This is a genomic window from Vibrio sp. D54 (assembly GCF_021728075.1).
GTDB classification, from domain to species: domain Bacteria; phylum Pseudomonadota; class Gammaproteobacteria; order Enterobacterales; family Vibrionaceae; genus Vibrio; species Vibrio alginolyticus.
The window spans coordinates 203,943-225,911 of record NZ_JAKKCS010000002.1 but is presented as its reverse complement, the minus strand read 5'-3'; the positions used below and the strand labels follow the sequence as shown (position 1 = coordinate 225,911).

Below are 21,969 nucleotides of genomic sequence, written 5' to 3'. Positions count from 1 at the left end.
AAGGACTTGATATGCAAAAAAGCTCGATCACAGCCACCATAGACTTTGACCGAGAAGGTGTACAGCACGGCTTTTTAACGCTGCCCTATTCACATGACGACTCCGCTTGGGGCAGTATTATGATACCTATCACCGTGATCAAAAATGGTCACGGACCAACCGCACTGCTTACTGGCGGTAATCACGGAGACGAATACGAAGGCATCACCAGCCTGCTAAAATTGACGAACTCGCTTCAGGCAGATCAAATCCAAGGTCGTGTCATTATTGTACCCATGATGAACTTACCTGCGGTACAAAATGCCTCACGTACGTCGTTTATCGATAAGGGGAATTTAAATCGCAGCTTTCCCGGCAACCCCATAGGCACAGTGACCGAGAAAATTGCGGATTATTTTACTCGTTACCTAGTTCCTAAGTGCGATTTTGCGTTAGACATTCACTCAGGTGGTAAAACGTTAGATATCGTTCCGTTCGCCGCTGCCCATCGTCTCAACAATCTCGATCAAGAAGAAGCCTGCATATTAGGTGCAAAACTGTTTGGCGCACCTTACACCATGATCTTGCTCGAAATGGACGCCACCAGCCTGTATGACACTGCCGTGGAGTCTCAGGGAAAAATCTTTGTTACCACCGAACTAAGAGGAGGCGGAACCAGCACTCCAGAAACCATCGCTTATTCCGACCGTGGCATTCGCAACTTCTTGCGCTTCTCAGGCAACTTGCCCGGTGACTACGAACAACCAACCCAACCAACTAAGTTATTAGATATGCCTGATGCAAGTTGTTATGTGCAAAGCCAACACCACGGCATCACAGAATACTTATTTGATCTTGGCGATACCGTCAAAAAGGGCGATGTATTAGTGAGAATCTTCTCGACCGAGCGCACAGGTACCGCCCCCGTTGAGTACAAGTCACAGCGCAATGGTATTTTCGCGGCGCGTCGTTTTCCTGCTATGGTGAATATCGGTGACACTATCGCAGTTATAGCCGAAGACTGCGGCGAGATAGGCTGATTGAAAAGCCAACTAAAGAAATCAAAACAAATGGCATACCAGAAGCAAACTGGAAAGCACCTTATAACAGCGACCAGTCATCAGCCTTTCATGAAATGATTAGTATTCTACAGGGAGACTCATTATGCGCCTCGATCGCTACGACGTAAAAATTCTACAAATACTTCATGATAATGGTCGTATCACCAAATCTCACCTTGCCGAGGCCATCAACCTATCCGTGAGCCCTTGCTGGGAGCGCGTCAAAAAACTGGAAGAAGCAGGCATCATTGAAGGCTACGGAGCAAGAGTAAATACCGATATTTTGTTCAAACGAACGTCGGTTATGGTTGAAGTTACGCTCAAAGAACACAACGCCCAAGCGTTCAAACGCTTCGAGCAACTGGTTCAACATTCACCAGAAGTCACTGATTGCTATGCCACGGGCGGTGGCGTCGATTACATCCTTAAAATTCAGTCAGAAGATATCGACCAATATCAGCGGCTTATCGACAACTGGTTAGACTCAGATGTGGGCATTGAGCGCTACTTTACTTACATTGTGACAAAAACAATCAAACGTGATGCGGGCACATTCGAAGTAAACCAAAACGCCTTGTTATAAAAGGGAAAATGCGCATCAGACGTGAACAGAAAAAACACCATATTTAACGGCACTAAAAAGAAAGTTCTGACGTTTTAAACCTCGGTATCAGAAATTATTTCGGTCACTTCTCCATTACAGTTTCATTATGGACAACGATGCTGGGAGAAGGACTCATGACAGCACTGCACAGCTTACACGCTGAAGAATTAAAAGCCTCGCACGACATGATGGCGATAATGAAAGACGTACGTTTGGTGAGAGGTTTAGCGTACGTGAATGGCAAATGGGTAAGTGGTGATCAATTTCATCCGGTGGATAATCCAGCAGATGGCACGGTCATAGGTTACATCACTAAGCTATCTCAGCAACAACTCTATCAAGCGATTGATGAAGCCGACCAAGCCTTTCGTCAATGGCGAAAAATGCAAGCAGAAGAGCGCGCTGAAATTCTCATGCGTTGGCACGACCTGATTCTAGAATCAAAGCAAGATCTTGCTCATTTGATGGTGATGGAGCAAGGAAAAACACTAGGTGATGCTGTAGGTGAGATTGACTACGGCGCATCCTTTGTTCGTTGGTTTGCCGAAGAAGCACGCCGCTGTTATGGCGAAACCATCCCAAGTCATATTCCGAATGCGCAGCTATCAACGGTGCGCGAGCCAATTGGTGTCGCAGCACTGATTACGCCATGGAACTTTCCTAATGCCATGATCACACGCAAAGCCGCAGCCGCACTAGCAATAGGCTGTCCGGTGCTCATTAAGCCTGCCAGTGAAACGCCTTTTTCTGCGTTAGCGTTGGCAGAGTTAGCAGACCGAGCTGGCTTTCCACCTGGTGTATTTAACGTGATCACTGGCGATGCGGTGATGGTGTCACAAACCTTGTGTCACTCCGATAAAGTCAAAGCGCTCTCGTTCACAGGCTCAACTCGAGTAGGCAAACTATTGCTACGCGACGCGGCACAAACCGTGAAGAAGTGCAGTATGGAGCTCGGTGGTAACGCCCCTTTCATCGTGCTGCCAGATATGGATGTCGAGCAAGCAGCCAAAGCCGCCGTGGATGCGAAGTTTCAAACCGCAGGACAAGACTGCTTGGCCGCAAACCGTATTTTCGTCCCTGACGATAAGTACGAAGTGTTTTTGGAAGCGTTTGCCAAAGAAATGAGCCACATCGTTTTGGGCAATGGCTTAGACGAAAAAACCACCATGGGACCGCTTATTAATCGCACTGCGGTGGATAAAGCGCATGATTTGGTGCGTGACGCGCTCGACAAAGGCGCGCGATTGGTAGCGGGATACCACCAGCCCGTACCAGGCGAAAATTTCTTCGCGCCGACATTGCTAGCCGATGTAACCCCTGAAATGGCGGTGTATCGCGAAGAGAATTTTTGTCCTGTGGCAGGCGTATTGCCTTACCAAGACTTAGATACCGTGATTGAAATGAGCAACGACACTGAGTACGGCTTAGCTGCCTATGTTTATGGTCACGATATTCACCAAATTTGGCACTGCATGCGCGGTTTGGAGTTTGGCATGGTGAGCGTGAACTCCGTCAAAATGACAGGGCACCCTATCCCATTCGGCGGCGTGAAACAGTCTGGTCTTGGACGAGAAGGAAGCCGTCACGGATTTGAAGAATACAGTGAAATCAAATACTGCTGCTTAGGCGCTTTACCAACCGTCAGTGGCAGTTGAGGCACGAAATATGGATATCCAATTATTCGAGGAGAAGGATCATGAGTAACAAAACCCAACAACTTTTAGAGATCGATCGTCAGAGAGTATTTCATGCCTCAACCCACCTGAAGCAGTATGCGGCCGGGGAGCTTCCGGGAAGAATTATCTCGAGCGGAAGCGGAATACGCATCACCGATTCAGAAGGCATCGAGCTGATAGACGGCTTTGCCGGGTTGTATTGTGTAAACATTGGCTATGGCAGGACCGAAATGGCCGATGCGATTTATGAGCAAGCCAAAGAACTGGCGTACTACCACACGTACGTCGGTCATACGAACGAAGCGCTCGTGACACTGTCAGATCGCATCATCAAAATGGCGCCTGAAGGCATGAGCAAAGTTTACTACGGCATGTCAGGCAGCGACGCGAACGAAACTCAACTTAAGTTGGTATGGTATTACAACAATGCTCGTGGTCTACCAGAGAAGAAAAAAATCATTTCGCGTGACCGCGGCTACCATGGTTCAAGTATCGCGTCCGGTTCAATGACAGGTTTGCCGCTGTTCCACGCCCATTTTGATTTACCACTTGAGCGTATCAAACACACCATCGCGCCATATTATTATCGCCGTGAAGACGAGAGTATGTCTGAGCTCGAATTCTCTCAATATTGCGCAGATCAACTCGAAGCGATGATCTTGGAAGAAGGCCCAGAAACGGTAGCAGCAATGATTGCAGAACCAGTGCTCGGTACTGGCGGTATTGTGCCACCACCAGCAGGGTACTGGCAGGCGATTCGCAAAGTGCTCGACAAATACGATGTACTCTTGATTGCAGATGAAGTGGTGTGTGGCTTTGGTCGCCTCGGCTCCGATTTTGGCTCACTCCACTACGACATGAAACCAGATCTCATCACGGTAGCGAAAGGGTTAACCTCAGCGTATCAACCGCTGTCTGGCGTGATCGTCGGTGAACGAGTTTGGAGTGTGCTAGAAAACGGCACGGACCAATGGGGCGCTATCGGACACGGTTATACCTACTCTGGTCACCCAATGGGAGCGGCAGCCGCGAACTGCAACCTCGATATCATTGAACGTGAAGGCTTAGTGCAAAACGCGGCCGAAGTCGGCGCTTACTTGCAGCAACGTATGGCAGAGACGTTTAACGATCATCCATTAGTCGGTGATACTCGTGGCGTTGGCTTGTTGCATGCGTTGGAGTTTTCTTCAGACAAGCTTTGCCGAGCACACTTTGATCCAAACTTGAAAGTAGGCCCGCAAATCGCGGCGGCCTGTTTAGAGCAAGGCTTAATCGCTCGCGCCATGCCACATGGTGACATCCTCGGTTTTGCTCCACCGCTTATCGCGAATCGTAACGATATAGACACCATTGTCGACAAAGCGCATCAAGCGGTAAACAAAGTGATGGATAACCTCGTCACATCTAAACAGTGGCAGCCATAACCCACCTAGATTTCAGTAATGCTCGCGGGCTTTGGAGAAGGCCCGCTTTGCACTTTCCATTAAAGAGATAACAAGCCAACCAAACATTTTAGCCCCATAGAAAGCACTATTATTTACTACAAGTGGCAATAGTGGGTAAAATGCCCAAAATTGCGCACTAACTGGATAAAACATGGCAAAACTTACCCTTCAAGAACAAATGCTGAAAGCTGGCTTAGTTAATGAAAAGAAACTAAAGAAAGCGAAGAAAGGCTCTAAAAAATCACGCGTTCAAGCACGCGAAGTAAAAGCGGCGGTTGAAGAGAATAAACGCCAACAGTTAGAGCGTGATAAACAATTGAGCGAGCAACAAAATGCTGAGCGATTAAATAAAGAGATCAAAGCGCAGATCAATCAATTGATTGAGATGAACAAGATCGACTTAAAAGATGGCGACATCAAATACAACTTCACTCACGGTACGCTAGTGAAATCACTTTATGTAGATTCACTTATCCGCGAGCAGTTGATCAAAGGTATTTTGGCAATCGCAATTGTTGGTGAAAGCTATGTTGTCATTCCACGTGGAGTAGCGAATAAAATTGCTCAACGTGATGAGTCCGTCATCATCGAACAAAAAGAACCTGAATCGGACATTCCAGCAGAAGACGATCCATACGCAGATTTCGTCGTGCCTGACGATTTGATGTGGTAACAATAAATTAATCGATGCATCAACGAAAAGAGCCGCTGATGTAACATCAGCGGCTTTTTTTATAGAAAAATAATCTACAGAGATGATGTGTTGTTATTGCTTACTTAGTAGCAAATTCGCACCTGATGCGGCTAAAAACAACGAACATCCGCGATTGAAACGTTTCGCCATTTTTGGATTTGAAAACCAGTGTCTCAAGTACAAACCAAAGATGGCATAGATTGAAATGGCGACCATTTCTAATATCAAAAACGTGGAGCCAAGGGCAAAAAACTGCTCTTGAACGTTGGCATTGGCATCAACAAATTGCGGCAAGAATGCAGTAAAAATAAGTATCGCTTTCGGGTTGCCAGCAGCAAGCGTAAATTCTTGCTTCGCAAGTCCTGCGTAATTGCGCGAATTGTCCAAGTCAGAGATCGGGCTGGACTCTGAACGCCAAAGGTTGAACGCAATCCACAGTAGATACAACGCCCCTACCAACTTTATTGCCAAAAATAGCATTTCTGACGTATACAAAATCACAGCCAGACCTGATGCAGACAACGCAATCATCGCTGAAAAAGCAGCAATTCTGCCTAAACTGGCCGTAAACGCGGCCCTAAAGCCGTAACAACGCGCATTATTCATTGCCAATAAATTGTTTGGGCCAGGAGCCATATTGAGAGCAAAGCAAGCAGGAATAAAAAGGAGAAGCTGCCAAATATCCATAATAAAATGGTCTTAGTGAGTGATTTTGATCGGTACCCTAACATCTGTTAATAAAGTGAGTAAACCACAAACCGATCTTAAAGCAACTCAGCATCAAATCGTGCCGTGCGAGCTTGAACTAACGTGCAGTTCGTTTCAGCCATCAGCTCCGCTAAGGTGATGTTTGGGTTTTGTCTCACCAAACGTATCAACTTCACGTCCAAAGGTTCCAATTTGTCTTGGTGAGCAAGTAGAGCTTGTTCGATCTTGTTGATCGCAAATCGCATCGTCTCTGCTTCTTCGTTTTTTAGATGCTCTAAAAACGCTTTTACATCCAAAGCCTCGCCTGAGATTTGCCAGTGACGAGATCGTCTAATTCTCTTAAGATCGCACTGTTTTTCTGCTGCGAGTGTTTTCGCTCGCTTGGCATGGTCGCCCCCAATACGGTGAATCAAGGATGGGAGCGAAATCGTAATCTTCGTCTCTTTCATGGCCTTTTCTTTCATCGTCTTAGCCCTCAACCACCGACACATTCTCGCCAACCCAAGCCAGCAACTGTTTTGCCGCTTTGGATAACACCTGATTTTGACGCACGATGTAGCCGAAATCAGTGTTTGGAAAACTTGGCAAAGGCGTAACTTCACGAGAAAGCTTTAATCTCGGATCGAGCGAGAAATCCGGCACAATAGCAGTCCCAAACCCCGCTTCCGCCCAGTCGATTTGTGCTTCCACACTGCCCACTTCCATCACGCGATGCTTAGGCAGATTTAGTTCAGGTAAAGACGCATCAATCAGCTCTCGGGTTCGAGTATCGTGCCCTAGCAGGATCAGCGTCTGGCTCTCTTTTCGATTGTCTTGCCACTCAAAAATGTTATCGCCAAACGCACACCAGTGAATCTGCGTGAGAGGCGTAAAATGCAGCGGTTGACTCTCTTTTTGTGCGATAACAAAGCCGATATCGGCACGCGCACTTTTCACCAAATCCACCGCTTGAGAAGATGTGGTATTGAACAATGCCAAGTCGATCCCCGGGTATTCACTTTTGAATTGCTGAAATGGTTTGATAAGCAGTAAACGTGAAACAATATCGCTCGCCGCAATAGAAAGCGTCCCCTGCGTAAGATCGTTGATGGCATTGAGATCCGACTGACAAATTTGCAGCTCATTGAGCATCCGCTGCGCCGTAGCTAACAAACGCTTCCCCGCTTGCGTCAACTGCACGGGATTTCGCTCAATCAATTTCGTGCGCGTAGCTTGCTCCAACTGCTTGATATGCAAACTTACGTTCGGCTGCGTCATGTGCAGTTCCGTCGCTGTTTTACCAAAGTGTTTTACCTCTGCAAGAGTTACGAAGGTTCGCAGCCAGTTCAAATCTAACATTGCCAATTCCGATATGAGATTCTTATCATGTTAATGAGTATAATTAATTTCTCTTATTATGGCGAACACCTTAAGATTTTTGCATCTGTTTTTGGAGATTAAATTATGTCGTCTATCGTTGTTGTGGGTGCAAACTGGGGTGATGAAGGCAAAGGCCGCATCGTTGACTTTTTGGCAGAGCAAGCTTCTGCGAGCATTCGTTTCCAAGGTGGTAACAACGCGGGTCACACCGTGGTTAACGATCTAGGTACGTTTAAGCTGCACCAGCTACCAAGTGGCGTATTCAACCCAGGCTGTTTGGCAGTGTTAGGTCCGGGTATGGTTATCAGCCCTGCGTTGCTGTCTCAGGAGATTGCGGAAGTTGAAGAAGCGGGCGTAAAAGTGAATATGTGCATCTCAGATCGCGCAACACTGTGTCTACCTCTACACGCACTAGAAGATACGCTAGAAGAACAACGTTTAGGCGACAAAGCATACGGTTCAACTCGTCAAGGTATTGCACCTGCTTACGGTGACCGCGTAATGAAGAAAGGCATCCTAGTTGGTTGGTTGAAGCAACCAGAAGTATTGGTTGAACGCCTTCAATTCATGATGGATTGGAAACTACCGCAACTGCGTGCACTTTACCCGACGTTCGAGTTTGAACAAACCGCTGAAGAACTGGCGAACTGGCTGCTAGAAGTCTCTGCACCTTGGCGCGATTCAATTTGCAACGTAACGCTTCCTCTAAAAGAACTACAAGCGAAAGACAAAACTCTATTGTTCGAAGCGCAGCTTGGTGCGGGTCGTGACCTTGTTTACGGTGAGTACCCTTGGACAACATCTTCTAACGTTGTATCAATGTACGCGGGTATCGGTAGTGGCCTTCCGGCACTTCGTCCTGAACGCGTTATTGCGGTTGCAAAAGCCTTCAGCTCATCAGTGGGTACTGGTACGTTGATCACTGCAATGGAAGAGCAAGACGCTTTCCGCGAACTTGCTGGCGAGTTCGGTGCAACTACGGGTCGTCCACGCGACATGGGCTACTTCGACGCAGTCGCTACGAAGAATGGCGTTGAACTGCAAGCCGCAACTGAAATTGCACTAACCAAAGTAGACTGTTTGACTGGCCTTAACGATCTGAAAATCTGTGTTGGCTACGAAGGCGACCACAGCGAAAACCCAATCTGGCCTCAAACTGCCTCTCTTGCGCCAATCTACGAGAAGATGGAAAGCTGGAGCGAGGACATCACAGGTTGTCGTAAGTTTGAAGAGCTTCCAGTAGCAGCACAGAAATACGTTCTACGCATTGAGGAACTCATGGGCGTACCAGTAAAAATGGTGTCTGTGGGTCCTGGTCGTGAACAAATGATTATGCGATAAGATGTGAATTAACACATCATTGGCAAGCGGCTTTTATCTGTTCCGGGGTAAAGCCGCTTTTTTTACACTGTAAACTTTGGAAAATTGCACGGCTAAATTCATGTTTAATAACCTCATCACGAGACTCCTACCTCCTTTATTTATAAATCAATAAATTATAGGACTTAACACGTTGTGCACGTTACTAGCACATCTCACTTGTTAAAGAAGCACGTCAATTAGGTTAACTGGTTGATTTGATATTCTTTAAGTGATTAGTTGATCACGATCTTCATCTGCAATTTGTTGAACTAGTACTCAAAAAATCTAACCCGCTGTTTTTAGGATAGATGAGTTCCCCAACATCCAACCTAACAGCAGGTGATTCCCATGACGAAAAATCTTTTCCGCCTCAGTACGATAACCCTTGGTTTGTGCCTTAGTTCTTTGTCTTTCGCGCAATCCGAACTTCCGAACATTAAAATTCTTGCCACTGGCGGCACCATAGCAGGCGCAGGTCAATCTGCAACCGAGTCAAACTACACAGCAGGTAAAGTCGGCGTTGAATCATTGATTTCTGCGGTGCCGAGTATGACCAAGATTGCCGATATTTCTGGAGAGCAAGTGGTCAGTATCGGTTCACAAGATATGAATGATGAAGTGTGGCTAAAATTATCGAAAAGAGTTAATGAGCTACTCGCTCAAAATGATGTTGACGGCATTGTCATTACTCATGGTACGGATACGTTAGAGGAAACCGCTTACTTCCTTGATCTGACCGTCAAGAGCAAAAAGCCTGTCGTGATCGTCGGTGCAATGCGTCCTTCCACCGCAATGAGTGCTGATGGACCAGTCAACTTATACAATGCAGTCGTAACAGCCACCGATGAAGATTCAGAAGGACGTGGCGTGCTAGTCGCAATGAATGACACGATTTTCGATGCGCGAGATGTGACAAAAACCAATACAACCTCCGTCAGCACTTTCCAGTCACCCAACTTTGGTGCTATCGGCTACATTCATAATAGCGATGCCAAATATCAACGAAGCCCAGAGCGTAAACATACGACAGAAACCCCATTCGATGTATCAAAGCTTACTAAGTTGCCTAAGGTCGGTATTGTTTATAACTATGCAAATGCCTCCAATTTGCCAGTGAAAGCCTTTGTGGATGCGAAGTTTGACGGCATCGTAAGTGCTGGTGTCGGTAATGGTAACTTGTACCACACTGTGTTTGATGAGCTAGAGAAAGCGAGTAAAGATGGCGTTGTTGTTGTAAGAAGCTCCCGAACGCCTAGCGGCTCAACCACTTTGGATGCTGAAATTGATGACGAAAAATACGGCTTTGTTGCCGCTGGTACATTGAACCCACAAAAAGCACGTATCTTACTGATGCTGTCACTGACTCAGACCAAAAACTATCAAGACATCCAAAAGATGTTCCAATACTATTAATTCTGTCTAAGGTTCATTCGATAGAGGAGGTACACACCTTACCTCCTCTTACACATAGCGACATGAGCGTCTCTTGCTAGCCAAACAAGCGACGCTTCATTCCTGCTTTTTCCAGAATACGCGTAGTAATTTCCTCAACAGACAGAGAGGACGTATTGATATATGGGATCGCCTCTCTTCTAAACAAAGCCTCAACAGTGTCTAGCTCCAGCTTGCACTGCTCTGTGCTAGCGTAATCACTTCCAGACAAACGATTCTCACGGATTTCAGTCAAACGTTCAGGGTCGATAGTAAGCCCGAACAACTTATGACGATGGATCTCAAACTCAGGTAACAAACGCATCATCTTCACATCTTCCGCAATAAACGGATAGTTCACAACACGTAAACCAAATTGCATCGCCATATACAAGCTAGTCGGCGTTTTTCCACTACGCGACACGCCAAGTAAGATGATATCAGCTTGCTCCAACCCTTTTAGTGTGATGCCATCATCATGCGCCAATGTGTATTCAATAGCCGCAATACGGTCAAAATAGGTGTCGGAATCTTTCCCCACGCTGCGAGAACGCTGCAACTTAGGCTTTGGTGCCATCTGAATGTCGTCTTGCACTTTCTGCACAATACTCTCCAACACATCGTAACTGTATGCTGGCGCTTCAAGCAGCATTTCACGTACTTCTGGAACGACAATTGAGAAAAAGACCAGAGGTTTGACGCCATTGCGCTGGTAGGAAGTTTCAATTTCTTTGACTACGTCAGTAGCTTTGTCCTGGCTTTCTACAAACGGAAAGGTTTTTTCGTTAGGAATGAACGGAAATTGACCGAGAACAACATGCCCTAATGTCTCACATGTTATCGCCGTACCGTCAGAAACATAGAACACATCACGACTTTGGTTATTTATTTGCATTTCTGTTTAATTTTTCAAAATCTTTTGAGTAGGATGGTACACATAATATTAATAAATCAGTTTGGCTTTCAGTTAGGTTCACCACAGCTTTAAAAATTCTTTTGAATTTTTTTCAGCCAGAACGTAATCGTTTGCCTTTGATATCAATCTAAATGAAGCAATGTATGGTCAACGTGTAATAACAGCCAACATGCGATTGTTTAGATCGATTTAAGTCCCCCTACTAAGCTGCAATGTTTCTGGAGAAAGACATGCAAAAGAACACCCTCTGGTTCAATGGCCTATCCATGGATGATGTCGACAAAGTCGGCGGTAAGAATGCTTCACTTGGCGAAATGGTTTCTAACCTAGCAAACGCAGGCGTTTCTGTACCAAATGGTTTTGCGACAACCTCATACGCGTTTAACCAATTCCTTGACCACGAAGGTTTGGATGAGCGTATTCACCAATTACTCGATGAACTAGACGTTGAAGATGTAGAAGCTCTGCGTAAGACAGGTGCAAACATTCGTCAATGGGTATTAGAGGCCCCTTTCCCTGCGGACCTTGAACAAGAGATTCGTGAAAATTACCAAGAACTGATCGAAGGCAATCCTGAGCTTTCAGTCGCAGTTCGTTCATCTGCTACGGCAGAAGACCTACCTGATGCTTCTTTTGCTGGTCAGCAAGAAACGTTTTTGAACGTGAAAGGCATCGACGCAGTACTAGAAGCAACTAAGCACGTTTACGCTTCTCTATTTAACGACCGTGCGATTTCTTACCGCGTTCACCAAGGGTTCGACCACCGTGGCATCTCGCTATCTGCGGGTATCCAACGTATGGTGCGTTCAGATAAAGCCTCGTCGGGTGTTATGTTTACACTAGACACTGAATCGGGTTTCGACCAAGTTGTCTTCATCACCTCTTCATGGGGTCTAGGCGAGATGGTCGTTCAAGGTGCAGTAAACCCTGACGAGTTCTACGTTCACAAGCCAATGCTTGAAGCAGGCGAACACCCAATCGTTAAGAAAACATTTGGTTCTAAGTTGATCAAAATGATCTACTCAGATAACCAAGAAATCGGCAAACAAGTTGATATCGTTGATACTTCTGATGAAGAGCGCAACACGTTCTCATTGAACGACGACGAGATCAAAGAGCTCGCAAAACAAGCAATGATCATCGAAAAGCACTATCAGCGTCCAATGGACATTGAATGGGCAAAAGATGGCATTGATGGCAAGCTGTACATTGTTCAAGCGCGTCCTGAAACCGTATGTTCACAAACGGAACAAAACGTGATTGAGCGCTACGAGCTACAAAACAAAGCAGATGTTTTGGTTGAAGGTCGTGCAATCGGTCAGCGCATCGGTAAAGGCGTGGTTCGCTTGGTTGACTCTCTGGACCAAATGTCTTTAGTCCAAGAAGGTGACGTGCTAGTTACAGACATGACTGACCCAGATTGGGAACCAGTGATGAAAAAAGCATCTGCAATCGTAACCAACCGTGGTGGCCGTACGTGTCACGCTGCCATCATCGCTCGTGAGCTTGGTATTCCTGCAATCGTTGGCTGTGGCGATGCGACAAGCAAGTTAACCGATGGTGCAACCGTGACCGTATCTTGTTCAGAAGGTGAAACGGGCTACGTTTACCAAGGTGAACTTGAGTTTGATGTAAAACGCTCTTCTGTTGATGAACTGCCACTGCTACCAACAAAAGTGATGATGAACGTGGGTAACCCTGATCGCGCGTTTGACTTCGCACAAATTCCAAATGAAGGTGTTGGTCTTGCGCGTCTTGAATTCATCATCAATAAGATGATTGGTATCCACCCGAAAGCATTACTTAACTTTGATGCACAAAGCGATGAGCTAAAAGCAGAAATCACTCAGCGTATTCGTGGTTACAAAGATCCTATCGATTTCTACGTAAGCAAACTGACAGAAGGTATCGCAACCATTGCTGCGGCATTTTGGCCGAAACGCGTTATTGTTCGTATGTCTGACTTTAAGTCTAACGAATACAGCAACTTGGTTGGCGGTAAAGCATACGAACCGCATGAAGAAAACCCAATGCTTGGCTTCCGTGGCGCGTCTCGTTACATTTCTCCAGTGTTTGAAGACTGCTTCGAGCTAGAAACTCAAGCAATCAAACGCGTTCGTAACGAAATGGGTCTGAAAAACGTTGAAATCATGATCCCATTTGTGCGTACACCAAGCGAAGCAGCATCAGTGATTGATTTGCTAGCGAAGTTTGATCTGCGCCGTGGCGATCAGGGTCTTAAAGTCATCATGATGTGCGAACTGCCATCCAACGCGGTTCTTGCCGATGAGTTCTTGAAGTACTTTGATGGCTTCTCGATTGGCTCAAACGACATGACTCAGCTAACGCTTGGACTTGATCGTGACTCTGGCGATGTTGCACATCTATTTGATGAGCGTAACCCAGCGGTTAAGGTGATGCTTCAGATGGCGATTGATGCGGCAACAAAAGCAGGCAAATACGTTGGTATTTGTGGTCAAGGCCCATCAGACCACGACGACCTAGCGGAATGGCTAATGGATCAAGGTATTAGCTCTGTATCACTAAACCCAGATACGGTTATCGATACTTGGTTAAAACTCGGTAAAGTTAGCAGCAAGTAACACACGATAAACTCTAGCCCTCACACTCCACTTGTGAGGGCTTTGTTATTCACACGTCATTTCACAATCAGTTCGTGATTCCTCTCTCAAGTTCGTCATTTAGTCAATTTCATTATCAAAGTCTGATGACCTAAAATGAATGGTATATCGATAACTCCAGAGAGAATTTGATGAAAAAGCCTATCGCACTCCTTACTACATTGATGCTCCTGGCATCCCCTGCTTATGCCGATTGGGATGAAATTTCCAATAAAATGTCTGAGCTTGGCGACGCAGTTTCTGATACTGCACAAGATGCTTGGGACGACACCAAAGCGTTTTCAAAACAAGCGTGGCAAGATTTCACGAACTGGTCCGAGGAAGCGATCAATACCGCAGGCGAATGGACAGAAGCCAGCATCGAGAAAAGCAAAGAATGGATAGATGCTGCCGACAAAAAAATTGATGAGCTGATGGAAGGCGATACGCCAGAAGAAGCTCGCCAAGCCGTGGACTTAATGGCAGATAGCGCTTTGCTCAAGTTATTTAATGAAAAGCCGGAGGCAAAAGCTATTTACGACAACGCGTACGGCTACGCGGTCTTTGATTCTCGTAAATTATCTTTGCTGTTTCACACCAACTCAGGGTCAGGAGTCGCAGTGAATAAGGAAACAGAAGAACGCACTTATATGAATATGTTTGGTTTGGGCGTTGCACTTGGGGCTGGCGGCAAATTTTACCAACAAGTGGTTCTGTTTGAGAGCAAAGAAGACTTTGATACGTTCGTCAACGAAGGATGGGAGGCCACAAGTGAAGCCTCTGCTGTTGCGGGCGAAGATTCAGAGCAACTTTCAAAACAATTTAACAGCGGCGTCGCCGTCTATCAGTTGAACGCTAAAGGTTTGCTCATCGATGCTAACGTGTCTGGTTCTAAATATTGGGTTAACGAAGAGCTCACTAACTCGCAGTAATGCATAGCAACTAATCGCTTAAATAAAACCGTTGTTATGCACCCTTATCAATAAGTTAACGGGGATATGATTCCTCAAAACTGAGCACTTACGCAACTTTCTCTATGGAAGTCACCAGAAGATGGCGACTTCCCTTTCTCGTTGGATTGCTTTTGGTTATGCTTGCGCAAAACCACCTGCAATTCGGTATCCCATGCCTGACAATAACTTTAATAATCTGCTAGCAGAAGCAATTTCTGCTCTTAACACGCCTAACTTTACTCCTAAACTTATGCGTGTCATTCGCACTCTTTTTCATTTTGATTGCGCAGTTATTTTAGGTTACCGAGAAGGTAAACATCCTATTTATCTCTACGACTCAATTGAGAACGAGCGAGAGTTACTTTTTCAACGCTACCTTACTGACTCATTTCAAAATGACCCTTTTTTTCTCAAACTAAACGAGACAAAGCAACAAGGCGTATTTACGCTCAAAGACGTGGCGCGTAAAGGCGTTGACTTCACCTCATACTGCGAGCAGTTCTATCATCAAACAGGGTGGAAAGACGAACTTAGCATGCTAGTCGAAGTTGAATCTGGCCGTTGGGTCATGCTGTACTTCGGATATATGACTGATGGAAAATACTTTTCTCAGCAACAAATCAATAAGCTAAAGCCCTATTTCCCGATAATTCAGTCGCTTTGTCAGCAGCATTGGAAACAAACGGAATTTACCTTTTCTGAGCCTGTTTTTGCACAGAGTGCTTATTCTGGCAGTATGCGATTAGCCATTGAGCAAGCTTTAGCAACGTTTGGCGTAGAATCACTCACCCGTCGCGAACAAGAGGTGGCTTCGCTTCTCGCTCAAGGGTTTGACACCAAAGAAATTGCCGCGCGGTTACACTTAGTTCAAGGCACGGTCAAAAATCATCGAAAGCGAATTTACTCGCAATTAAATGTGTCTTCATTGAGTGAGTTATTCCAGCTTTTCCTCAATCACCTCATTCTCCATTCAAGATAAAAAACTGTCCCTTAAGGGATATATCGAGAAAAGGTGTCGCGTTTTAGTCTGAATGTAACAACCACTAAAACAGACAAAAAGAATGACGACACCATTACTGCAAGATTTACAAGATCGCGGCTTGATTGCACAAGCCAGCGATTTGGAAGAAATTCAGACACTTCTCTCACAGCCACAAACCGTTTACTGCGGCTTCGATCCTACAGCTGGCAGCTTACATATCGGCCACCTCGTGCCTTTGATTATGCTTAAGCGCTTTCAAGATGCCGGACACCAAGCTGTTGCCTTGATTGGCGGTGCAACGGGCATGATTGGCGACCCAAGCTTTAAAGCGACTGAGCGCAGTCTGAACTCAGAGGAAATCGTCTCAGGCTGGGTTAACGATCTTTCTAATCAAATTCAGCAGTTGATGAATCACCAACTGGCCAAGCCGATGATCATGGTAAACAACGCTGACTGGATGAAAGCGATCAATGTGATCGACTTCTTCCGCGATGTGGGTAAGCACTTCTCAATCAATACTATGGTCAACCGAGAATCGGTAAAACAACGCCTGCAACGACCTGACCAAGGTATCTCCTTCACCGAATTTAGCTACGCCCTACTGCAATCGTACGATTTTGCCGAGCTAAACCGTCGATACGGTTGCCGTTTGCAAATCGGTGGCAATGACCAATGGGGAAACATCGTCAGCGGGATCGATTTAACTCGCCGTCAAAATGGTGAGCAAGTATTTGGCTTAACTCTGCCGCTGATCACCAAATCCGATGGCACCAAATTTGGCAAAACCGAAGGCGGTGCAGTATGGCTAGATCCTAGCAAAACCTCTCCTTACGCGTTCTACCAGTTCTGGCTTGGCGCAGAAGACGCCGACGTTTACCACTTCTTGCGTTACTACACATTCTTGAGCTGCGAAGAAATTGCCAGCATTGAAGCGCAAGACCAAGCAAGCCAAGGTAAGCCACAAGCACAACGTATTCTCGCTGAGGAAATGACGCGATTTGTTCATGGCGAAGAAGGCCTAGCTAGCGCCGAGCGCATCACTCAAGCTTTATTCAGCGGTAATGTGCAACAACTGAGTTTGGGTGAATTAAAACAATTGGAGTTGGATGGTTTACCAAGCATTGAGAGCGCACAACAAGATTTGGTTGAGCTGTTGATTGAGTCGGGTTTAGCAAGTTCGAAGCGTGTTGCACGCGAACACATCAGCAACAACGCCATCAGTGTAAACGGTGAAAAAGTGGCGGCTGATAACCCAAGTTTGAGCTTCCCACTGTTTGATCAATATTGGTTACTGCAACGCGGTAAAAAGCACTTCTGCCTCGTGAAGCGTGCCGCGTAGTAACACTCGAAGTACAAAGCCCATAAAAAATTCCCCTCACCACTTTCGTGATGAGGGGAATTCAAATTTGAACGATTTTAAGCCTAACAATAGGCAAAGGCGTTGCTTATTGCGTTCTTAAACGTTGCCAGTACTTTTCGTAAATCGCTAACGTTTCTGCGCCAACATCATTAATAAACTCGCCTTTTTTCATGTCTTCTGATGAAGGGAAAATAGTACGGTTATTTTTCAACTCTTCTGGCAATTTGTCACGCCCAGCGTTCGTTGCCGACGCATAACCCAAACTGGTCACGATTTCCGCTTGGTTCTCTGATTGGTACATAAAGTTAATAAATTTATGCGCCAATGCTTTGTTTTTACTGCCAGACGGAATAGTGAAGTTGTCCATCCATAATACCGCGCCCTCTTCCGGCATCACGAACTTCAGCTCAGGCATTTCAACCTGTCCTTGGAATGCGTTGCCGTTCCATTGCATGCCGACCGATGTTTCACCGGACACGTAAGGGACTTGCGGCGCATCTGAGTTATACAGTAATACGTTGTTTTTCAGCGCAACTAGAGAATCAAAAGCCTGTTCGATTTCAGCTTCGTCTTTTGTGTTCACGCTATGGCCATTTTTCTTCAGCGCCATACCGAACACGTCGCGGACGTCATCAATCAACATAACTTGTTGTTCGTATTGAGACTCCCATAAGTCAGCCCATTTTGTCACTGGTTGCTCAACCATGGATTCGTTGTAGCTGATCCCTGTAATGCCCCAAATATAAGGCAGCGAGTAATCATTTTTCGGATCGTGCGCTTGGCCAAGTAAGCCGTCCATTGTGTCTTGCATGTTTGGCACTTGAGCGTGATCTATTTTCGAAAGCAGTCCTTCTCGACCCATTTTTTCAATGAAGTACGCAGAAGCAAAAACCACATCGTAACCAGAACCTTTTAGTAATTTTAGCTTGGTATACATTGATTCATTATTCTCAAAGGTCGAATAATTAATCGTAACGCCTTCTTGTTTTTCAAACGCTTTTAACGATGCTTCCGGCAAATAGCCACCCCATGCATAAACGTTCAACGTTTTGCTATCTGCATGAGCAAACATGCTGAGCACAAGAGCACTCAGCCCCAATCCTTTGATGATTAATTTCATGGTATGCAATCCAACCAGTCCAGCGACGCGCTGGGATTCGGGTGCATAATTAGGTAATTGTTACCCAATTGAAAGAAAATTTAATTAATCTTTAACAGCAAAAATATTTATCGAATTTATAAAATTAACGCATGTTTTTAATAGCGACTGTGCATACCAAAATGATGAGACATTCCATCTTCCATTCGACCTCCTTTCCAGCCACCAGAACCGAGTAAATTAAGCACATCTTGAGCGGTATAATCGACACCAGCGAAGAAGTCATGCGCCACATCAGAGCGGATGGCTTGCAACTCTGGTTGGTTTTCCAAATCAAGATCTTGCGGATCCGCATATAATGCCAACGCGATTTTTTGTTGGCACGCGCTTAACTCGCTGGTGCTCGTCTTTACCTGACCAACCGAAAAGTACTCACGACTGCCGTATCCCACCACCAATCTGGTGCTCATTAGTTTAATCACTTTCTTAATGCGGCGACGTTGTATAAATCTCAACATGTTTTGTTATTCCTGTATTAAGTTGGCTATGTCGTATTCTTTTGTTCGAATTAAAACACTCTGTTTTATCCGCGAAATTTCTCTAGCGCTTTTCGCGATGATCGGTTGTATAATACGATCCTGAAATATTTTGTTACGTTACCTCGGTAACCCCTGAGACTGCAACATGAACAACAGCAGATGGGTCGGCTTTATAGGCGGCACGATTGTCTTACTTAGTACCTTTATCCTCTTCGGATCTTCCGTCCACTCTGCTTGGTACCGAATCCCTGCGGAAGCCATTCATGGTATCGCCTTCACTTTGGCTTTTGGTTTAGGGTTAAACAGCCTGCTGGCGTACGCGACGGCAGTGATTACTCTTGCTGCACTATTCTACATTGGCTTTGTCGTTAGCTATCGGGTCCATCAGAAACTTAAATAAACTTCTGTCTCAACCTGAGCTTAATAACGGATACTTAATAACTAAAAAGGGAGCAAATGCTCCCTTTTTAGTTATCAGCATATAGATGTTCTATGCCCGCTTTAATCATTAAGGTGGTATACCCTCAACGACTGCTGCATACCTGAAACATCATCACCTAAATACTCAACCGTCATTGGAACATTGACCAACAGAGTAAAACTAGAGTCACTGAACCTTCCATCAGCATCACTCTCCAAATGAACAAAAAACGCAGGCTTATCCGCAATCAATGTAATTCGCCTCCCTTCAATAGAGACATCTATATTGGCTTTCGCTATCGGCAAGGTTTTTAGCTCGTGAGTACTAAACCATGTGTTGCTTATTCTGTCTTCACCGATTTGCGCTTCAACATAGAAGAAGCCTGACGTAAGTTCGTCCTTCTTGATCAATTCATCCAACTGCCACAAAATCGTATTGCTGTCTGCTATGATTGTTTGCTCTAAGCTCCAACATTGCTTTTCTTCCCCTTGCCAATCTACCCACTTGAGCAGTGCGTTGACGCTTGCGGACTCTTTGGCATCATTGAGCAAATGTAGGCTCAACTCGCCTGTATGCTCGGAAAATACCAAATACTGCGGCGCAAAAAAGCGTTTTGCATGGTAGTGCAACTGCTTCCATCGACCACTGTATTCCAAACTAGACCAAGAACTGACAGGCCAATTGTCGTTGAGTTGCCAGTACAGCATGCCGCGACAAACTGGAGAAATGGCACGCCAATGATCGCATGCAGTTTTGATCGCGATTGCCTGCTGAACTTGACTTAAATACAGCATGCTCTCAAATCCAGAGGGAAAACGAAAATAGCGCGTGAACATCTCTGTGATAATACTATGACCTCGAGGGTTCTTCTGATGTTGTTCGAAAGTTGGGGATGTAATATTCCAGTCTTGCTCAGGGACAAACCGCTTAACTTCAGCAAAAGATGGCCAAGATTGAAAACCAAACTCAGAGCAAAAACGAGGATTCACGTCAAGGTAGGCACTGAATGATTTTCCTGAATGCCAAACGTCCCAAAAGTGCATATCGCCTTTACTATCATCATGCCACGCATCACCGAAATCCAGTTCACCATTACATGGGGAACTTGGCCAGAAACGGCGAGTGCTATCTTGCTCGGTAATCTCCTTCTCAATCATGCGGTTGAGGCGATCGTAGTTAACCGTGTATTTGACTTTGCTGCGCTTAGATTCGTCATACCAACCAATAGCTCCAATCACTTCATTGTCACCACACCAAAGTGCGATTGATGGGTGCTTCTTAAGCCTCGGGATTTGGAATCTAAGTTCTTCTTCTACGTCTTTTAAAAACTCGTCGTTTGATGGGTACAACGAGCAGGCGAACATCATGTCTTGCCACACCAACAAGCCAAGTTCATCACAAAGGTTATAAAAGGTTTCACTCTCGTACTGACCACCGCCCCATACGCGAATCATGTTCATGTTGGCGTCAACCGCACTTTGCAAAAGGTTGCGATAACGTGTTTCGTACTCTCGCCCCGGCATTGCGTCAATAGGGATCCAGTTGGCACCTTTAGCATTAATCGGTACGCCATTGACGATAAATTCCATTGCAGAGCCGTGCTCATCAGCTTGGTTATTTAGGGTTAACTGGCGCAAACCAATGTTGTGCGTTAACTTTTGCTCTCTGCAAGAAATGGTAATGGGATAGAGATACGCTTCGCCATAACCCGATGGCCACCAACGTTTAGGCTCCAAAATGTGGAACTGGCAATGATAGTGACCACTTCCTTTTGTTTGAATACATTGACGCTCACCATTAAATTCAACCATCATTTCATGGCGTTGACTGTCCGTTTCCACTTCAACTACTACATCAAGAAACACACTCCCATCGGCTTGCCATTGCTGCTCTGTCGAGAAGCCTTTGAGCCAAAGCTCATTCACAATGTCGATTTGAATGGGGTCGTAAATACCCGATACCATCAAGCAAATGCCCCAGTCCCATCCGGAATGGCATTGTGTTTTGCGGATCAAGTTCATGTGTGGAATTTGGTTGTTGCCCATTGCCGATGGAATAGGAAATGGCAGTTTTTTTGCTCTTGCGATACCTTCTAAATCCACCCGAGCAAACTCAACCCGAATCGTGTTAGTACCTTGCTTTAAATGCGGTTTAATATCCACACGTTGCTGGGTAAACATGTTGCTGCAAGTTAGTGCTAACTCACCATTAACATAGAAGGTTGCCAATGTATCGACACGAGTTAGCGTCATCCAAATTTGCTTGGCAGACAACGTAAACGCGTCGACGTCAAACTCACGTGAGATATGCCACTCACACTCTTCAATCCATCGAACTTTGTTTTCATTATCGGCAAAATAAGGATCTGGAATCTGCTCTGCTTGTAAAAGCGCCGACACATTATCGCCCGGAATAAACATTGGAATTTCAAGATTGGGGCGCTGTGGCGAGGTAAGCATCCACTGTCCGTTAAGTTCGAAGTGAGCCATCGAGTTAAACCTTAGCTTGGGAAAAACATGTTTTCTCAATGTAATCCTGATAATCCCATGCAAAAACAAGGGAAATGTTAATTACATACGAAATGCGGTGCATTTCACGTAAAAACTCTTTCTTTTGATCTCTACCCAAAAATCAGCAACTTGGCTAACCTGTTAAAAATTAATCGAAATCTAAGGTTATATTTGCAACTTCGACATGTTAACATCATCGGCTTTTTGAACATCCTCACACTTTTCGTTGAAACGATGTGAGGGGAAATG

At 45.5% G+C, this 21,969-nt stretch carries 19 protein-coding genes; 12 read left to right on the top strand and 7 right to left on the bottom strand.

Annotated features, from left to right (window positions below):
- The first annotated feature begins 11 nt into the window (after positions 1–11).
- The 5 genes from doeB to L3V37_RS03650 all read left to right on the top strand — a co-directional run bounded on the left by doeB (position 12) and on the right by L3V37_RS03650 (position 5,438).
- Entirely contained in the window at positions 12–1,019 is a 1,008-nt protein-coding gene (gene doeB / locus L3V37_RS03670; RefSeq protein ID WP_115386511.1) for a N(2)-acetyl-L-2,4-diaminobutanoate deacetylase DoeB, read from the top strand.
- Positions 1,020–1,143: 124 nt separating this feature from the next.
- Positions 1,144–1,623: an Lrp/AsnC family transcriptional regulator gene (locus L3V37_RS03665; protein ID WP_054576150.1), complete on the top strand. Its 480-nt coding sequence runs from the start codon at positions 1,144–1,146 to the stop codon at positions 1,621–1,623.
- A 155-nt stretch (positions 1,624–1,778) separates the two neighbouring features.
- Positions 1,779–3,299, top strand: a complete 1,521-nt coding sequence (locus L3V37_RS03660) for an NAD-dependent succinate-semialdehyde dehydrogenase (protein ID WP_237305852.1) — start codon at positions 1,779–1,781, stop codon at positions 3,297–3,299.
- Positions 3,300–3,340: 41 nt separating this feature from the next.
- The gene (locus L3V37_RS03655; protein WP_213970308.1) at positions 3,341–4,744 is read left to right on the top strand and encodes an aspartate aminotransferase family protein; all 1,404 of its coding nucleotides are present in this window, start codon (positions 3,341–3,343) and stop codon (positions 4,742–4,744) included.
- Positions 4,745–4,916: 172 nt separating this feature from the next.
- Complete coding sequence (locus L3V37_RS03650; RefSeq protein WP_017633576.1) at positions 4,917–5,438, top strand: DUF2058 domain-containing protein; 522 nt, start codon at positions 4,917–4,919, stop codon at positions 5,436–5,438.
- Positions 5,439–5,531: 93 nt separating this feature from the next.
- On the opposite strand, the gene L3V37_RS03645 is transcribed toward L3V37_RS03650, so the two are convergent.
- The 3 genes from L3V37_RS03645 to L3V37_RS03635 form a co-directional block, all read right to left on the bottom strand.
- Positions 5,532–6,146 carry a LysE family translocator gene (locus tag L3V37_RS03645; protein WP_017633575.1) on the bottom strand — a complete coding sequence of 205 codons (615 nt, stop codon included), beginning with the start codon at positions 6,144–6,146 and terminating at the stop codon, positions 5,532–5,534.
- Between the two features lie 77 nt (positions 6,147–6,223).
- The gene (locus tag L3V37_RS03640; RefSeq protein ID WP_017819813.1) at positions 6,224–6,616 is read right to left on the bottom strand and encodes a ribosome recycling factor family protein; all 393 of its coding nucleotides are present in this window, start codon (positions 6,614–6,616) and stop codon (positions 6,224–6,226) included.
- Between the two features lie 19 nt (positions 6,617–6,635).
- Positions 6,636–7,505: a LysR family transcriptional regulator gene (locus L3V37_RS03635; protein WP_005373812.1), complete on the bottom strand. Its 870-nt coding sequence runs from the start codon at positions 7,503–7,505 to the stop codon at positions 6,636–6,638.
- A gap of 105 nt (positions 7,506–7,610) precedes the next feature.
- Here L3V37_RS03635 and L3V37_RS03630 point away from each other — a divergent pair, with 105 nt between their 5' ends.
- Together L3V37_RS03630 and ansB are read left to right on the top strand one after the other, a co-directional pair.
- Positions 7,611–8,867: an adenylosuccinate synthase gene (locus L3V37_RS03630; RefSeq protein ID WP_237305851.1), complete on the top strand. Its 1,257-nt coding sequence runs from the start codon at positions 7,611–7,613 to the stop codon at positions 8,865–8,867.
- 369 nt (positions 8,868–9,236) lie between these two features.
- Positions 9,237–10,301, top strand: a complete 1,065-nt coding sequence (gene ansB, locus L3V37_RS03625) for an L-asparaginase 2 (RefSeq protein WP_237305850.1) — start codon at positions 9,237–9,239, stop codon at positions 10,299–10,301.
- Positions 10,302–10,377: 76 nt separating this feature from the next.
- Here the strand turns inward: ansB and L3V37_RS03620 are convergent, their stop codons facing one another.
- On the bottom strand, positions 10,378–11,214 hold the full coding sequence (locus L3V37_RS03620; RefSeq protein WP_005373820.1) for a pyruvate, water dikinase regulatory protein: 837 nt from the start codon (positions 11,212–11,214) through the stop codon (positions 10,378–10,380).
- A gap of 251 nt (positions 11,215–11,465) precedes the next feature.
- On the opposite strand from L3V37_RS03620, the gene ppsA reads away from it, so the two are divergent.
- The 4 genes from ppsA (at position 11,466) to tyrS (ending at position 17,130) form a co-directional block, all read left to right on the top strand.
- Positions 11,466–13,838, top strand: coding sequence for a phosphoenolpyruvate synthase (ppsA, locus tag L3V37_RS03615; protein WP_005373822.1), 2,373 nt, complete (start codon positions 11,466–11,468; stop codon positions 13,836–13,838).
- 170 nt (positions 13,839–14,008) lie between these two features.
- On the top strand, positions 14,009–14,788 hold the full coding sequence (locus L3V37_RS03610; RefSeq protein ID WP_005373824.1) for a hypothetical protein: 780 nt from the start codon (positions 14,009–14,011) through the stop codon (positions 14,786–14,788).
- A gap of 193 nt (positions 14,789–14,981) precedes the next feature.
- Positions 14,982–15,788 (top strand): response regulator transcription factor, encoded by an 807-nt coding sequence (locus L3V37_RS03605; RefSeq protein WP_021707696.1) that lies wholly within the window; start codon positions 14,982–14,984, stop codon positions 15,786–15,788.
- 82 nt (positions 15,789–15,870) lie between these two features.
- Positions 15,871–17,130 carry a tyrosine--tRNA ligase gene (tyrS, locus tag L3V37_RS03600; RefSeq protein ID WP_054576154.1) on the top strand — a complete coding sequence of 420 codons (1,260 nt, stop codon included), beginning with the start codon at positions 15,871–15,873 and terminating at the stop codon, positions 17,128–17,130.
- 106 nt (positions 17,131–17,236) lie between these two features.
- Here tyrS and L3V37_RS03595 read toward each other — a convergent pair whose 3' ends face one another.
- Entirely contained in the window at positions 17,237–18,271 is a 1,035-nt protein-coding gene (locus tag L3V37_RS03595) for a PotD/PotF family extracellular solute-binding protein (protein WP_047102765.1), read from the bottom strand.
- 137 nt (positions 18,272–18,408) lie between these two features.
- The gene (locus L3V37_RS03590; RefSeq protein WP_054574548.1) at positions 18,409–18,768 is read right to left on the bottom strand and encodes a DUF6559 family protein; all 360 of its coding nucleotides are present in this window, start codon (positions 18,766–18,768) and stop codon (positions 18,409–18,411) included.
- Between the two features lie 166 nt (positions 18,769–18,934).
- Between L3V37_RS03590 and L3V37_RS03585 the strand changes: the two genes are divergently transcribed.
- Complete coding sequence (locus L3V37_RS03585) at positions 18,935–19,189, top strand: hypothetical protein (protein WP_017819806.1); 255 nt, start codon at positions 18,935–18,937, stop codon at positions 19,187–19,189.
- Between the two features lie 101 nt (positions 19,190–19,290).
- Here the strand turns inward: L3V37_RS03585 and L3V37_RS03580 are convergent, their stop codons facing one another.
- Positions 19,291–21,699 (bottom strand): glycoside hydrolase family 2 protein, encoded by a 2,409-nt coding sequence (locus L3V37_RS03580; RefSeq protein WP_237305849.1) that lies wholly within the window; start codon positions 21,697–21,699, stop codon positions 19,291–19,293.
- Positions 21,700–21,969 lie beyond the last annotated feature (270 nt).